The sequence below is a fragment of the Veillonella parvula genome (assembly GCF_902810435.1).
Taxonomy (GTDB): Bacteria; Bacillota; Negativicutes; order Veillonellales; family Veillonellaceae; genus Veillonella.
This window is the reverse complement of the sequence record NZ_LR778174.1, coordinates 1004852-1019943: the sequence shown is the minus strand read 5'-3', so window position 1 is coordinate 1019943 and position 15092 is coordinate 1004852. Positions and strand designations below refer to the sequence as shown.

Here is a 15092-nt window from a genome sequence, read left to right as displayed (position 1 = left end):
ATTATGCTATCTAGTATTAATATTTACTATTTTTTACAAATCTCTTAACGGTAAACTAAGAAAATTATATAAATCAATCTATACAAAATAAATAATCATGCATTAATTATTTATGTATTTATATTAATTTGAAAGTTTTTGACGTATCACCTTTGCACGATAGCTGTCGCGATCGGTATCTGTCAAATTTTCACTACCTAAGTATTTAGAGAGGAAGTTTGGTCTAGTTATAGCAACAAGCTCATTAAAAGTATCTTTACCCCAGAATGGTAATATTTCTAAATCTACACCTAATTGAATGTCGCTAAGCTTACTAAGTGCCTCTTTACCGCTTACACGTCGTGCATATTGTAAAATTCCATAGGATCGCCAAAGTATATCTTCCAAACCTTCTTTATCGTTGTGTAATAAAGATTGCCGAGACTTTCGTTCTTCTGCAATAATTCCTTCTACGATTTTAATCAATTGCTCAATAGTTGCTTCTTCACTAATACCCATCGTTCGTTGATTAGAAATCTGGTAAATACAACCTAAAGCTTCGGAACCTTCCCCATACAACCCTCGTACAGAGTAACCTAGTTGTATTATGTTACGAATGAGTCTCGTAATACGACCAGATAACGTCAATGCGGGTAAATGTAACATAACAGAGGCCCGTAAACCTGTACCCACATTAGTGGGGCAAGCAGTTAAATAACCAAATCGCTCATCAAAGGCATAAGGGTATTTTGCTTCGATAGCTTTATCAATTTGAACCGCATGATTATAAGCTTGTTGCAATTTAAGTCCTGGAGCCATAGATTGAATACGTAAATGATCTTCTTCATTTACCATAATTGCGATAGAAGCATCATCAGATACAATCAAATTACGATACGGTAATTGTTCCTCTAAAGCAGGACTCATTAAATGCTTTTCAACTAAGACAGCACGCTCACGTTGACTTAATTGCTCAAGGCTAATATTTGTATATTGGTGCTCATCAGCCTTTTTTAATATTGGCAATAGGCCTCGAGAGATTGTATTCACTTTTTCTAAGGAAACTGTATCTTCACGATTCGTAAACAATATATCATCAAAATTTCTCGCCAATCGTATACGACTTGAAATTACAATGTGGTCTGTCGCCTCTGTATCCTGACACAGCCACTGACTTAGCGGAGAGTCCAATATAGTATCTAACATAAGAACCTCCTATTCGTTATCACCATCAATGATAACTTCTAGATTTTTAATTTTATCTCTCAAAATTGCAGCTTCTTCAAAGTTTTCAGCTTGAATAGCTGTATCTAATTGGCGGCGCAATTGCTTTACTTCATACTTTGCTTTAAATACATTAGTACCACGACTAGGTATAGTCCCTTCATACTCAGAACTACCTTGTATTCGTTCTAATAATGGATTTATTTCACTATTAAAAGTCTCATAACATTGACCACAGCCAAACTTACCTACCCGATTGAATTCATCATAAGTAATACCACACTGAGGGCAGCTCTTAGATTGATGAGCTTTTAATAAGTTATCTGGATACACCATATTCTTAAAAAAATCATTAGTAAAAAAGTTATTATCCCACATATCATTCATAAAAGAACTATAAGGAGATAATTTCCCAGCTTGTTGTAACTTGGTGGCACAACTACTGCAAAGATGTTGCTCAGTCTTTTGATTATTTATGATATTAGTCATATGGATAGTAGCTTCATTTTTATGGCAATGATCACATAACACAAATCATCACTCCTTCCGCAAAGTGTCCACCATTGATGCATATAATTGACGAACAGCATCATTACGTTCTTCTACGTCTACATTTTCAATTAATGTAGCAAAAGAATTATGCATCAATTGAGCTTCACGACGGGTAATCTTTTCAGATTGTAATAATTGAAATAATGATTGATCTACATCTCGCATATCAATTAATCGTTCTACCGTATTTGGACCTTCATAAATCCGATAAGTTGTAACAGCAGGTAAAGAATCTGAACTTTCTGGGTTAATTTTTTTGATTCGAATATATCCACCCAAGCCACGTCTTGACTCAACATCGAAACCGCGCTCATTAGAAAAACGCGTACTTAATACGTAACTAATTTGGGATGGCGCACAATCTAATTCATCAGCCAATTCATTACGCTTTAAAATTAGCTTTTCTTGTTCTTCACGCATACGGTCTAATATAAATTTTTCTATTTTATCAGCTATCATACTCATAAAAAACACCCCTTTAAAGTTTATTTACTATAGTTTTGACTATTTGTTCTTTAACATAACTCTATTATATTTGACTTTTTGACCTTAGTCAATATAAAAGTCAAATTTTATAAAAATAACGTTTGACTTTTAATGTATTCTCATATAATTGGACTTAATCCTTAAATCTATGTATAATAAATGAGATATTATTTTCTGAAGGAAGGTGTTGTTATGGCAGAAGCATTAGGACAAGAACTGTTAATTGATTTATATTCCTGCGATGAAGACGCAATTTCATCCGCTACAGCTGTACAGGAAAGTGTAGCAACCGCATTTGACTTAGCTGAACTTGATGTAGATGAAATCAGTTGTCAAGTTATGGACGAGGAAATCGCCCTCCTTTCTGTCGCACCAGGTTTTCACTTTACATTGCACACATATCCTGCACTTGGTTATGTAGCAGTTGATTTGTATTCCTTCGAGCAAACATTACCACTTACATTAATTATGAAAGCCCTACGTAAATCTTTTAGAGCTGAAAAAGTAAAGGCAACGAGTGTGCAACGTGGCGACTTTGGTAACGAACGTGATATGAAGCCACGTCGCAAAACTAAGATTACTACACTTGGTCGTGTTTCTCGTACACGTATCCAACTCAAACAAACAGGGGGCAAGTTGAAAAAACAAAGTGCTAAGGTTATCAAAACATTAGCTAAAAAAAGTGGCCTAAAAAAATAACATAAAATGAAGATGCAAAAAAGCTAGAGGATTTCCTCTAGCTTTTTATTTGGGTTGATATGTAATTCTATTTATATAGCTTATCTACGAACCATCATTTCTTCAAGATTGAGAACATCAGCAATTTCATCAACATCGTCACAGATATATTCGGCATCCGCTTCTTTTAACTCAGATTCCGTACCATAACCATAGGTAACGCCAATGGAGATACAGCCAAGTTCATTAGCTGCTTCTACATCGTACTTACGATCTCCAACCATGAATGTCAATCGACGACCATTTTCATCAGTTAATGGGTTACCACATAGTGTGAGAGCTTTTTCAAGAATTTCTTTTTTGTGTAACAATCCCGCTTCGTAATTAGCACCAACAATAACATCAAAGTATGGTGTCAATTCAAAGTGATCAAGAATATCTTTAGCATAATGTTCTGGTTTTGCAGTAGCTACAGCTATAGTATATTGTTCAGTTTTGCATTTAGCCAATAAGTCTACAATATTCGGATATACTTTATTTTCAAATTTACCGATGGTACCATAACGTTCACGGAATTTAAAGTATGTTTCTTCCGCTTGCTCAAAGGTCAAACCACAATGTTCTTGGAAAGCATCTACCAATGGTGGTCCTAAGAACAATTGTAATGTTTCTTCATCAGGTACAGTATAACCGAAATGTTCCAATGCAAATTTAATGCTTTTAAGAATACCTTCTTGAGAGTCAGTTAAGGTTCCATCTAAATCAAATAATATCGTTTTCTTCATATTATTTCTTTAAAGCCTCTTTCAATGTATGCCATGCAAGAACTGCACATTTTACACGTGCTGGCATATTAGAAATATTTTGTAGAGCCATAGCATCTTCTAATTCTTCTAACTCATTTTCATCGGTAATCTCTTTTTTAATCATACCCAAGAAAATTTCTACTAAACGAAGTGCTTCCTCAACAGATTTGCCCTTAATGATATCAATCATCATAGATGCAGATGCTTGGCTAATAGCACAGCCAGAACCTGTATATGCAGCATCTTTAATGATACCATCTACTACATTGAGTTGTAATGTTAGATCATCACCACAACTAGGGTTATGTCCATGTTCAGAATTTGTAAATTCAGATAATTCATGCTTATTACGTTTATCTTGGTTATGTTCCAAAATAAGTTCCGTATATAATTGATCCATTTCCATTAGTGGTAATTCTCCTAATCTTTAAAACCCATTACTGAACGAACAGTCTTTAATACTTCAAGGAATGCATCTAAATCTTCCTTGCGAGTGTATAAGTACATACTTAAACGAGTAGATGCAGATACATTGTAGAACGCACCTAATGGTTGTGCACAATGGTGACCGGAACGAACGCAGATTCCCTTAGAATCCAAAATTGTAGCTACATCATGAGGATGTACATCATCTACAGTGAACGCAATAACGCCATGTTTTTCCTTAGGATTCTGAGAACCAATAACATGGACATGTGGCAATTCAACAATCTTAGGAAGAATATAAGCTACTAACTCCTCTTCATAGGCTTCTATAGCATCCATTCCAAAGGATTCCAAATAGTCAATAGCTGCATGCAAGGAAACGGCACCATCAGCATTTGGAGTACCTGCCTCAAACTTATATGGAAGCTCATTGAATGTAGCAGTTTGCTCTTTTACATACTCAATCATATCGCCACCCAATAGGAATGGAGGCATAGTTTCTAATAAATCACGTTTACCGTATAGTACACCAATCCCTTGAGATGCACACATTTTATGGCCAGAGAATACGAAGAAATCGCAATCCAATGCTTGTACGTCAATTTTTTTATGAGGTGTAGATTGAGCACCGTCTAGAACAACAATAGCACCTACAGAGTGAGCCTTCTCAGTTAATTCTTTTACTGGGAATTCCATACCAAGCACGTTACTAACATGAGCGAAAGCAACAATTTTAGTCTTTTCATCAATTTTATTGATTTCACCATCTTTTAAGTGCCCATGTTCATCAAGATACATGTATTCTAAGGTTGCCCCCGTCTGTTCTGCCACATATTGCCATGTTACAAGATTCGCATGATGTTCAGCAACAGTAATGACAATCTTGTCACCTTTTTTCACATTATGAAGGCCATAGCTGTGGGCAATCAAGTTCATTGACTCCGTACTATTACGTGTAAATATAACCTCTTCTCGTTCGCGAGCATTGATAAATTCAACTACGCGATCCCGTGCATTTTCATAGTCTTCAGATGCTTCAATGGCTAAAATATGAGAACCACGATGTGGGTTACCATTACGTTGTGTCATATGTTCCACAACACGGTCAATTACGGACTGTGGAATTTGAGCAGTAGCACCGCTATCTAAATAGATAACACGATGCCCATTATGCTCTTTATGTAATATAGGAAAGTCTTTGTATGCTTCTGCAATTGGTCTCATAAAAACGCCTCTTTAAATTTTATTACGTACAGCTGCTAACGCTGCTTCTTCAATCGTTTCATCACCAATGCGATCAATAATAGGTCGAATCATAGATTCAACAATGATATGTTTTGCCTCTACCTCACTAAAGCCACGGCTCATGATATAGAACAATTTATTATGATCAATTTGGCCTGCACTTGCTGCATGATTACCAACTACATTATCTTCTTTACACAATAAAAGTGGTAACGAAACAGATTTTACAGTTGGATCTAACAATAAGCAAGTATCTTCTTCTGCACCTTCAGAAGCTGTTGCTCCATTAAGGAAATCAAGGGTCCCTCTGAAGGATTTTTTAGAATTGCCACTAAGAGCACCTAAGGTATGAATATCACTAAATGATTTTTTACCACCATGACTCATAACCATAGAAATATCAAATTTTTGCTCTTTATTACCAAGATAAGCAATGTCATGAACCATACGGGATTCTTGACCTACTAAATCATGATAGTAATTCAAGATGTTTTCACTGCCACCAATTTCAATATTGATGTATTCTACATCTGCTTTTTCTTCTAATTTAGTGTATCGATGCTCGATATGCTGTACATGTTCAGGCAAAAGATTTACCTTTTTTACTACAACCTTACCAGCTTCTTTCACATCGTATTCGTTTAAATAGCTAACATTTGTCAATGCATCGCCAGAACCAGTTACATAGAATTGTACTTCTAGCTCAGCACCTTCACCAACGATAAATTGGAAACGGTTTGCTACACGAGCATTAGCATCAATGCGGATGCCTACAACTTCTTTCGCCTTAGGAGGCACATTGATAGCATAGCCTTCCGCTTTTTCAACTAATACATGAACAGCTTCTTTATTAGCACCTTCATAATTACCATCTAGTAATGCTGTACCAACAGGTAATGGTGAAAGTATATTTTTATTAGCTTCCACAGCGATGGATTGTACCGCTGTATCTTCTCCAGCTAGAGAGCTTACAGTATGATTAACGCGCAACCATCTGAATGTCGGTCTAGGGAGTTCATTAAATAGTAATTCGCTCATAATTCCTCCTTAACCGATAGAACCTTCTAATTCAAGATTGATTAGATTGTTCATTTCTACTGCATATTCAAGTGGCAATTCTTTAGAGATTGGCTCTACGAAGCCACGAACTAGCATCGCACGAGCTTCTTCTTCGCTAATACCACGAGTCATAAGATAGAAAATTGCTTCGTCGGAAATACGACCGATTTTAGCTTCATGACCTAAATCCACATTGTCATTTTCTACGATAATAGCCGGAATTGTATCAGATTGAGACTCAGCATCAAGCATCAAGGATTCACAAGAAACTGTTGCTTTGGAATGTTCAGCTTTAGGGCCAATCTTCAAAAGGCCACGATAAATTGCAGCGCCACCGGATTTAGAAATGGATTTAGAGTTTACATTACTTGTTGTATATGGTGCATTATGTACCACTTTACAACCTGTATCGAGGAATTGTCCTTCACCTGCGAATGTTACACCTGTAAATTCAGCATGTGCACCTTCACCGTTGAGAATACTCATTGGGTACAAACAAGAAACTTTGGAGCCAAAGGAACCAGATACCCACTCAATTGTACCATTTTTACCTACTACACAACGTTTTGTGTTAAGGTTGTACATGTTTTTAGACCAGTTTTCAATTGTAGAATAACGCAATGTAGCATTATCTTTAACGAACAGTTCAACAGCGCCTGCATGCAGGTTAGACACATCATACTTAGGAGCAGAACAACCTTCGATAAAGTGCAATTTAGCCCCTTCTTCTACGATAATCATCGTATGTTCGAACTGACCAGCACCTGGTGCATTCAAACGGAAGTAAGATTGCAATGGAATCTCTACTTGTACACCTGCAGGAACGTATACGAAGGAACCACCAGACCAAACGGCACCGTGAAGAGCAGCCCATTTATGGTCTGTAGGTGGAATTAATGTCATCCAGTATTTTTTTACGATTTCTTCATGTTCATGTAATGCTGTTTCGATATCAGTATAGATAACACCTTGCTTAACAAGATCTTCTTGAATACTGTGGTAAACAACTTCAGAATCATATTGAGCACCAACACCAGCTAGAGATGTTTTTTCCGCTTCTGGAATACCTAAGCGGTCAAAAGTACTTTTAATTTCTTCTGGAACTTCATCCCAGTTTTCTTTCATATCTACTTTAGGCTTAACATATGTATGAATATTTGCCATATCTAAGCCCGAGATATCAGGAATCCAATTTGGAATGCCCATGCGATTATAGATTTCCAAAGACTTTAAACGGAAATCGAGCATCCATTCTGGTTCATTTTTATTAGACCAAATCTCACGGATAATATCTTCTGTTAAACCAGCATCAGAGATATAAGAATATTCAAATTCGTTCTTTATATCATAGACGCCACGGTCCATATCCGCGACTTGGGTTTTCTTTCTTTCTTCCATTATGCCTCCTATGCTAATGCTTTGTATGCGTCATAACCTTTTTCTTCGATTTCACGTACAAGAGAAGCATCACCAGTTTTAACAATCTTGCCATTGATCAACACATGAACATAGTCTGGTTTTAGTTTTTGTAAAATTTGGTTATGATGAGTAATGATTAATACAGCATTTTCTTCGTTATGGAAACGTTGTACACCTTCAGATACGATACGAACCGCATCTACGTCAAGGCCAGAATCAGTTTCATCAAGAATAGCCAATTTAGGATTCAAAATGGACATTTGAAGAATTTCATTCTTCTTGCGTTCACCACCAGAGAAGCCTTCATTTACATAACGTTGCGCATAAGATAAATCAAAGGATAATTCATCCATTTTTTCTTTCAATTCTTTTTTGAAAGATAATGCACGTACATTTTCACCAGTAATTGTGGATTTAGCTGTACGAATGAAGTTTTCTACAGTAATACCAGGAATAGAAATTGGATTTTGGAAGGACATAAAAATACCCGCTTTTGCACGATCATTTACTGCATCTTCCGTAATATCCTTACCATCAAAAATGATAGAACCACTATCTACTGTATATGTAGAGTTACCCATGATTGCATTAGCAAGTGTAGATTTACCAGCACCATTTGTCCCCATCACAACATGAATTTCACCTTTATTAATTGTTAAATCAATACCTTTTAAGATTTGTTTCTCTTCAACAGATACCTTTAAATCTTTTATCTGAAGTAATTCAGCCAAAATGTTCACTCCTTTTATTTGTATGTAACCATAAGAAACATACACTCATTATATATAAAACGTATATACTGACACATATAAAAAGGCGGTACGCACTAACGTGAATACCGCCGTAATTCTCGCCAACTTAGCAAGTATGTGCATAACAATCTACACTCATTATACATTCTTATCTAAATGATAGCAAGATATTCCTACTAAAATATACAGGAATTAAAAGAATATCAAGTATTACATATATTGATAGGTTTTTATTAATATTAATTCTCATCCTATTCGATTCTCAATATTAAATTATAGGTTTGAAAAATCAAGAGTTCCAAATAAATCATCATATGTTTCAGCACGACGAATTTGTGTAACAGAGCCATCTTTATGTAGCAATAACTCTGCAGAACGTAATTTACCATTATAATTGAAACCCATAGAATGTCCATGTGCACCAGCATCGTGAATGATGACACGATCTCCAATATCAATTTTTGGCAGCTCTCGTTGAATAGCAAATTTATCATTATTTTCACATAAGGAGCCTGTTACATCATATACATGATCCTTGGGAGCATTTTCTTTCCCCATTACGGTAATGTGATGATAAGAGCCATACAACGCCGGACGCATAAGATTTGCCATACAAGCATCTAAACCGATGTAATGACGATAAATATCTTTTTTATGAATAGCAGTAGAAACAAGATAACCAAATGGACCTGTTACCATACGCCCACATTCATAAGCCAATGCTACATCATTAAGTCCATTAGCTACTAAAATTCGATTATACGCTTCTTCTACACCCTTGCTTAATACGCGGAAGTCTACTGGTGTTTGTTCTGGTTTATAAGCTACACCTACACCTCCACCTAAATCAATAAATTCAACAGTGATACCAAGTTCTTTTTTAATATCTACAGCAAGATTAAAGCAAAGCTCTGCTGTACCAACTAAACCGTCAATATCAAGTTCGTTAGAAACAACCATTGTATGAATACCAAAGTGTTTTACACCTTTAGCTTGTAATTGTTTGTACGCTTCAAATATTTGTTCGCGTGTCATACCATATTTAGCTTCTTCAGGAAGGCCAATAATTGTATTGCCCCCTTCTTTTAAAGAACCCGGATTATAACGCACGCAGAATGTATCTGGCAAAGAGCCATGATTTTTTTCTAAATATTCGATATGTGTAATATCATCAAGATTGATGATTGCACCCATTTCAAGTGCCTTTTTATACTCCACATATGGTGTATCATTAGATGTGAACATAATATCATGGCCCGTAATACCCACTTTTTCACATAAAAGTAGTTCCGCTAAGGAAGAACAGTCTGCGCCAACCCCAAGCTTTTGTAACAAACGCATGATATACGGATTTGGAGTTGCTTTAACTGCAAAATATTGCTTAAATCCCTTATTCCAAGAGAATGCATTGATGAAAGATTTCATATTCTCAATAATTCCTTCTTCATCATAAATATGGAATGGAGTTGGATACTGAGCAATAATATTTTCTAATTGTTCTGACGTGAATGGAACTGTTTTTTTGTTCATGATAACCTTTCTACATAAATAAAAGACTCATCAGCCGATGAGTCTTTTATTCTAATTTCCTAATTATTTAAATAAAGCTTTATCTAAACTAAAGCGACCAGCACCAGCAAAGAATAACATAAGTGCACCAAAGCCTAATTGAGATGGGTAGTCCCAGCTAAAGAAACTACCATTCAAACTCACAATAGTCGCAGTTGCTAAAGTACCTACAACTAGAGTAGCACCAATACGTGTAAATAATCCTACTGCAATGAGAATACCACCAATCATTTCTGCAAGTGCTGCCATAGTGCCTAACATCTCATAACCACCGGATACACCTAAAGGTGCTAACATAGTCCCTACTTTGTAGAGCCCTTCAGCTCCGCTAAGCCATTTTAAATAACCATGATAAAACATGGAAATGCCCAATGCAAGGCGATAAATCAATAAGCCAAAATTTACATAATTAGGTTTACTTTTAAAAATAAAGTTCAACATAGTGATCCTTCTTTCAATTCAAATATAACAAATCGAATAAATTCGATACACTAATTATACTATTAGAGAATAACTATGTCAATAAGACTCACTATTAAATTCTATAGAATTATATCATACATTGTATACAAAATCAATTTTATCGATGTAATCAACATAATCTAGTCACTTTAAATCTGGTCAGCTTGAATATAATAATATCTTATTTAAAATATTACACCCTTACAATAGATTAATTTATCAGTAAAAAATAATCCTAATGAATATGAAAAATGTAATTCACAATTCATTAGGATTATTATATTTCTTATAAAATTAATTCTAACCAGCTGATTACATCATACCGCCCATACCACCCATTGGAGGCATTGCAGGAACTGCTGCATTTTCATCTACCTTATCAGCTACGATTGTTTCAGTAGTTAATACAAGAGATGCGATAGATGCGGCATTTTGAAGGGCAGAACGAGTAACTTTTGCAGGATCAACAATACCAGCTTTAACCATATCGATGTATTCTTCAGTCAAGGCATTAAAACCTACACCAGCTTCAGTATTTTTAACTTTTTCTACTACTACAGAACCTTCGAGACCTGCGTTGTATGCGATTTGACGAAGTGGTTCTTCTACAGCGCGTTTTACAAGGTTAATACCAGTTTGAACGTCACCAGTAGCTTCCAATGTATTCAATGCAGGGATGATATCGATGAATGTAGTACCACCACCAGCTACAATACCTTCTTCAACAGCTGCACGAGTTGCATTCAATGCATCTTCAATGCGAAGTTTCTTATCTTTCATTTCAACTTCTGTAGCAGCACCTACTTCGATAACTGCAACACCACCGGACAATTTAGCTAGACGTTCTTGTAATTTTTCACGGTCGAAATCAGAAGATGTTTCTTCAACTTGTGCACGGATTTGGTTAACGCGTTTAGCAATTACATCTTTATCACCTGCGCCATCGATGATTGTAGTTTCATCTTTAGTGATGCGAACTTGACGAGCTGTACCAAGATCTTCAAGCTCTACAGAATCAAGCTTGCGACCCATATCTTCAGTAATAACAGTACCGCCTGTTAAGATAGCGATATCTTCAAGCATAGCTTTACGACGATCACCAAAGCCAGGAGCTTTAACAGCTACAGCTTTGAATGTACCACGCAAACGGTTTACTACTAATGTAGCCAATGCTTCCCCTTCTACATCTTCAGCGATAATAAGAAGTTCTTTGCCTACTTTTACTACTTTTTCAAGTGTTGGCAACATATCTGCGATGGCACTGATTTTACGATCAGTGATCAAGATATATGGGTTATCCATAACAGCTTCCATACGATCAGGGTCAGTTACCATATAAGGGGAAATGTAACCACGATCAAATTGCATACCTTCTACTACATTTAATGCAGTTTGCAAACCTTTGGATTCTTCAACAGTAATAACACCGTCATTACCAACCTTTTCCATAGCTTCAGCAATTAAACCACCGATTTCTTCGTCAGCAGCGGATACGCTTGCAACTTGAGCAATTTCAGCTTTACCAGAAACTTTGATGGAGCGTTTTTTAATTTCTTCAACCAAAGTTTTTACTGCTGTTTCAATGCCTTTTTTCAAAATCATTGGGTTTGCACCGGCTGCTACATTGCGCATACCTTCTTGAATCATAGCTTGCGCCAATACTGTTGCGGTAGTAGTACCATCACCTGCTACGTCGTTAGTTTTAGTAGCAACTTCTTTTACTAATTGAGCACCCATGTTTTCAAATGGATCTGGAAGTTCAATATCGCGAGCAATGGTTACACCATCATTTGTAATTGTTGGGGAACCAAATTTTTTATCCAACACAACATTACGACCTTTTGGACCTAATGTAACTTTTACAGCATTTGCTAATTGATCGACGCCACGGCCTAAAGCGCGACGAGCTTCTTCATTAAACAAGATTTCTTTTGCCATATGTATTACCTCCTAAATAGTAACACTATCCAATGTAACGAAATATATGTGCCCTTAGGCAATATAGAATGTATCATCAGTTTTTATAGTCATATAGACTATAAATCAGCGATTATAATACTGCTAAAATATCGCGTTCGCTAATAATCAAATGAGTAGCGCCATCGATTTCTAATTCGCTACCAGCATATTTTGCAAACATAACAGTGTCGCCAACTTTAACTTCTGGAGCTACACGTTGACCATTGTCATATATTTTACCAGCACCTACAGCTACAACTACACCTTCTTGAGGCTTTTCTTTAGCTGTATCAGGAAGGAAGATACCACTTTTAGTTTTTTCTTCTTTTGCTTCTAGACGGATAAGAACGCGGTCAGCTAATGGTTTTAACATATAATGTCACTCCTTTTTACTAGTTAATCTCCATAATTTATTAGCACTCTAACTCATTGAGTGCTAATCACAAGTATTATTATAACCGAAGTTAAAATAATTGCAAGTACTAATTTTGATTTTTTGACTTTTTAGATATTATTTGACTTATTAGACTGTTTAATGATGAGATTACATGTTTCTATAATAGATATTTGTTTATTCATACTTAAAGTGCGGATCCGATTATACGCTTCCACTTCAGATATAGAATATAGTTCCATTAATATACCAGTTCCCTTTTGAATGATTTTACGATCTTCTAATGACTGTTCTAGCTCAGCCATCTTTTCGCGCAACTGAGCATCACTTTTATAGCGACCTAAAGCCATCTCTAAGGTAGGAACTAACTGTTCCTCCCGTACTGGTTTAATTAAATAGCCATATACACCAGAATCTCGAGCCTTATCGATTAAATCTTGCTGGCTATAACTTGTTAATAATACTACAGGTGCTTCATGGTGAAAGCCAATTTGACGTGCCGCCTCAATACCATCTAATTCTGGCATCTTAACATCCATCAATATAATATCTGGCTTATGTTTTTTACAAAGTGCTAAAGCTTCAACACCATTTGTACCTTCTGCAACGACTTCATGACCACAAGACTCAATAATATCTCGTAAATCCATACGTATTAGGGATTCATCATCCACGATTAAAACGCGCATTTATGCCTCCTTTTTCATATATATCGTCACCAATACACCTGTTCCAGTATTTTCTATGGATAAACTTCCTTTTAATTCATGAGTAACTAAATTATTAATAATTGTTAAACCTAACCGTTTATTAGAAGAAACAGAGAAATCACTAGGCAATCCTTTTCCGTTATCTGTAAAAGCCAGTTTAATTGTACTACCTGCATCAGTAACTGCTAGATGAACATTTCCACGATTCCCGTCTAACCCATGTTCTAAGCTATTCGTAATCAATTCATTAATAATAAGAGATACATAACTCGCCATATGAGAAGAAATTAGCATATCTTCGCCACTGTAAGTAAAAGTAACCTCTTGATCTTGTCGCACCATACTCATACGCAACAAACGACATAATTCATCGTAAATTGATCGGATACCAATATAATCCTCATCGTAATGAGACACTATATCGTGAACTAGAGCCATGCTCTCGATGCGATTAATCCCCTCTTGGAGTGCTTGCTTTACATCTGGCAAGCTAGAGCGTCTCGCCTCCATACGCAATAACCCTGCTACAGTTTGTAAGTTATTTTTTACACGATGATGAACCTCTTTGATAATGGAATTTTTAACCAATAATTCTTGTTGCTGTTTACTTTCACGAGTACAATCATGAAGAACTAAAAAGCACCTCGTTTCATTGCGCCCCATAGCAATAGGAATCATGTGCTGACGAATTACCATATCTTGATAGATTTCTTCATTTGTACGTATACTTCTATCTGATAATACTTGCTGTATAGCGGACATCTTTAAGGTACTGCTAAAAATTGATGAACCTACCAAGCGACGATCAAAGCCTAATACATCTACTAACTTCATAGCTGCATCGTTAGCATACAGTATTTTATAAGTGTCGTCGAAAATAATTAAACCATCAAAATAGGACATGGGTTCGTAAGACAATATTTGTTCATCAGTAGCCGTCAGCATAAGACGTTGCATCGTATCAGACAAAAGGTATTCTTGCTCATATTGTTCTGCCTTAATAGATGGTGATAATGTAAAAGATATACCCCCAATAATACGACCTCCGTTGTCTACGATAGGAAAGACATATTGACGCGGTTTGTCATCTAACCCGATAAGTGGTTGACCATCTTTCATCATAGCATGCCACGTATGATTGCCTTTTAATTGACGTGTAGTAATCCCTTGATTACTGCGTTCTATACATAGCATATCTGCACATTGTTGTGATCTCTCACCTTGTCCTGTCTCTAGTAGGGGGGTAAAAATCTGTATCCTTTGACGAGTTAAAGACTCGCCAAAGGATATGAGTTTACTAATATGCTCAAGTAATGAGGTTTGTAATGGTCCTAATGGTGTTCTATTTAATATATCTTGACCAATATCCACG

General features: G+C 36.1%; 16 protein-coding genes. 1 reads left to right on the top strand and 15 read right to left on the bottom strand.

Annotation, left to right across the window (positions count from 1 at the left end; genetic code table 11):
- Positions 1-123 precede the first annotated feature (123 nt).
- Genes FNLLGLLA_RS04570 through FNLLGLLA_RS04560 form a run of 3 tightly spaced genes read right to left on the bottom strand, consistent with a single transcriptional unit; the run spans position 124 to position 2220 of the window.
- Positions 124-1185, bottom strand: coding sequence for a protein arginine kinase (locus FNLLGLLA_RS04570; RefSeq protein ID WP_123137906.1), 1062 nt, complete (start codon positions 1183-1185; stop codon positions 124-126).
- Between the two features lie 9 nt (positions 1186-1194).
- Positions 1195-1734 carry a UvrB/UvrC motif-containing protein gene (locus FNLLGLLA_RS04565; protein ID WP_123137905.1) on the bottom strand — a complete coding sequence of 180 codons (540 nt, stop codon included), beginning with the start codon at positions 1732-1734 and terminating at the stop codon, positions 1195-1197.
- Between the two features lie 6 nt (positions 1735-1740).
- Positions 1741-2220, bottom strand: coding sequence for a CtsR family transcriptional regulator (locus FNLLGLLA_RS04560; RefSeq protein WP_004696020.1), 480 nt, complete (start codon positions 2218-2220; stop codon positions 1741-1743).
- Positions 2221-2433: 213 nt separating this feature from the next.
- Between FNLLGLLA_RS04560 and FNLLGLLA_RS04555 the strand changes: the two genes are divergently transcribed.
- Positions 2434-2940: an S-adenosylmethionine decarboxylase family protein gene (locus FNLLGLLA_RS04555; protein ID WP_004696023.1), complete on the top strand. Its 507-nt coding sequence runs from the start codon at positions 2434-2436 to the stop codon at positions 2938-2940.
- 80 nt (positions 2941-3020) lie between these two features.
- On the opposite strand, the gene FNLLGLLA_RS04550 is transcribed toward FNLLGLLA_RS04555, so the two are convergent.
- The 12 genes from FNLLGLLA_RS04550 to FNLLGLLA_RS04495 form a co-directional block, all read right to left on the bottom strand.
- Entirely contained in the window at positions 3021-3704 is a 684-nt protein-coding gene (locus tag FNLLGLLA_RS04550) for an HAD hydrolase-like protein (RefSeq protein WP_004696982.1), read from the bottom strand.
- A gap of 1 nt (position 3705) precedes the next feature.
- Positions 3706-4131: a Fe-S cluster assembly sulfur transfer protein SufU gene (gene sufU / locus FNLLGLLA_RS04545; protein WP_004696027.1), complete on the bottom strand. Its 426-nt coding sequence runs from the start codon at positions 4129-4131 to the stop codon at positions 3706-3708.
- Positions 4132-4145: 14 nt separating this feature from the next.
- Entirely contained in the window at positions 4146-5375 is a 1230-nt protein-coding gene (locus FNLLGLLA_RS04540; RefSeq protein ID WP_004696029.1) for a SufS family cysteine desulfurase, read from the bottom strand.
- A gap of 12 nt (positions 5376-5387) precedes the next feature.
- Entirely contained in the window at positions 5388-6434 is a 1047-nt protein-coding gene (locus tag FNLLGLLA_RS04535) for a SufB/SufD family protein (protein WP_008714047.1), read from the bottom strand.
- Between the two features lie 9 nt (positions 6435-6443).
- Positions 6444-7853: a Fe-S cluster assembly protein SufB gene (sufB, locus tag FNLLGLLA_RS04530; protein WP_004696034.1), complete on the bottom strand. Its 1410-nt coding sequence runs from the start codon at positions 7851-7853 to the stop codon at positions 6444-6446.
- An 8-nt stretch (positions 7854-7861) separates the two neighbouring features.
- Positions 7862-8605, bottom strand: coding sequence for a Fe-S cluster assembly ATPase SufC (gene sufC / locus FNLLGLLA_RS04525; RefSeq protein ID WP_004696035.1), 744 nt, complete (start codon positions 8603-8605; stop codon positions 7862-7864).
- Between the two features lie 294 nt (positions 8606-8899).
- On the bottom strand, positions 8900-10156 hold the full coding sequence (locus tag FNLLGLLA_RS04520; RefSeq protein WP_008601096.1) for a diaminopimelate decarboxylase family protein: 1257 nt from the start codon (positions 10154-10156) through the stop codon (positions 8900-8902).
- A gap of 63 nt (positions 10157-10219) precedes the next feature.
- Positions 10220-10636 (bottom strand): DoxX family protein, encoded by a 417-nt coding sequence (locus FNLLGLLA_RS04515; RefSeq protein WP_123137904.1) that lies wholly within the window; start codon positions 10634-10636, stop codon positions 10220-10222.
- A 333-nt stretch (positions 10637-10969) separates the two neighbouring features.
- Entirely contained in the window at positions 10970-12595 is a 1626-nt protein-coding gene (gene groL, locus FNLLGLLA_RS04510) for a chaperonin GroEL (protein ID WP_004696042.1), read from the bottom strand.
- Positions 12596-12707: 112 nt separating this feature from the next.
- Positions 12708-12989, bottom strand: a complete 282-nt coding sequence (gene groES / locus FNLLGLLA_RS04505) for a co-chaperone GroES (protein ID WP_123137902.1) — start codon at positions 12987-12989, stop codon at positions 12708-12710.
- A gap of 131 nt (positions 12990-13120) precedes the next feature.
- Positions 13121-13699 carry an ANTAR domain-containing response regulator gene (locus FNLLGLLA_RS04500; RefSeq protein WP_004696048.1) on the bottom strand — a complete coding sequence of 193 codons (579 nt, stop codon included), beginning with the start codon at positions 13697-13699 and terminating at the stop codon, positions 13121-13123.
- On the bottom strand, positions 13700-15091 hold the full coding sequence (locus FNLLGLLA_RS04495; RefSeq protein WP_123137901.1) for a sensor histidine kinase: 1392 nt from the start codon (positions 15089-15091) through the stop codon (positions 13700-13702).
- Position 15092 lies beyond the last annotated feature (1 nt).

Coding starts and splice junctions, on each gene's coding strand:
- FNLLGLLA_RS04540 (WP_004696029.1), bottom strand. CDS start 5,375: ATGAGACCAATTGCAGAAGCATACAAAGACTTTCCTATATTACATAAA.
- FNLLGLLA_RS04515 (WP_123137904.1), bottom strand. CDS start 10,636: ATGTTGAACTTTATTTTTAAAAGTAAACCTAATTATGTAAATTTTGGC.
- groL (WP_004696042.1), bottom strand. CDS start 12,595: ATGGCAAAAGAAATCTTGTTTAATGAAGAAGCTCGTCGCGCTTTAGGC.
- FNLLGLLA_RS04550 (WP_004696982.1), bottom strand. CDS start 3,704: ATGAAGAAAACGATATTATTTGATTTAGATGGAACCTTAACTGACTCT.
- sufB (WP_004696034.1), bottom strand. CDS start 7,853: ATGGAAGAAAGAAAGAAAACCCAAGTCGCGGATATGGACCGTGGCGTC.
- FNLLGLLA_RS04535 (WP_008714047.1), bottom strand. CDS start 6,434: ATGAGCGAATTACTATTTAATGAACTCCCTAGACCGACATTCAGATGG.
- FNLLGLLA_RS04500 (WP_004696048.1), bottom strand. CDS start 13,699: ATGCGCGTTTTAATCGTGGATGATGAATCCCTAATACGTATGGATTTA.
- groES (WP_123137902.1), bottom strand. CDS start 12,989: ATGTTAAAACCATTAGCTGACCGCGTTCTTATCCGTCTAGAAGCAAAA.
- FNLLGLLA_RS04520 (WP_008601096.1), bottom strand. CDS start 10,156: ATGAACAAAAAAACAGTTCCATTCACGTCAGAACAATTAGAAAATATT.
- sufU (WP_004696027.1), bottom strand. CDS start 4,131: ATGGAAATGGATCAATTATATACGGAACTTATTTTGGAACATAACCAA.
- FNLLGLLA_RS04560 (WP_004696020.1), bottom strand. CDS start 2,220: ATGAGTATGATAGCTGATAAAATAGAAAAATTTATATTAGACCGTATG.
- FNLLGLLA_RS04555 (WP_004696023.1), top strand. CDS start 2,434: ATGGCAGAAGCATTAGGACAAGAACTGTTAATTGATTTATATTCCTGC.
- FNLLGLLA_RS04570 (WP_123137906.1), bottom strand. CDS start 1,185: ATGTTAGATACTATATTGGACTCTCCGCTAAGTCAGTGGCTGTGTCAG.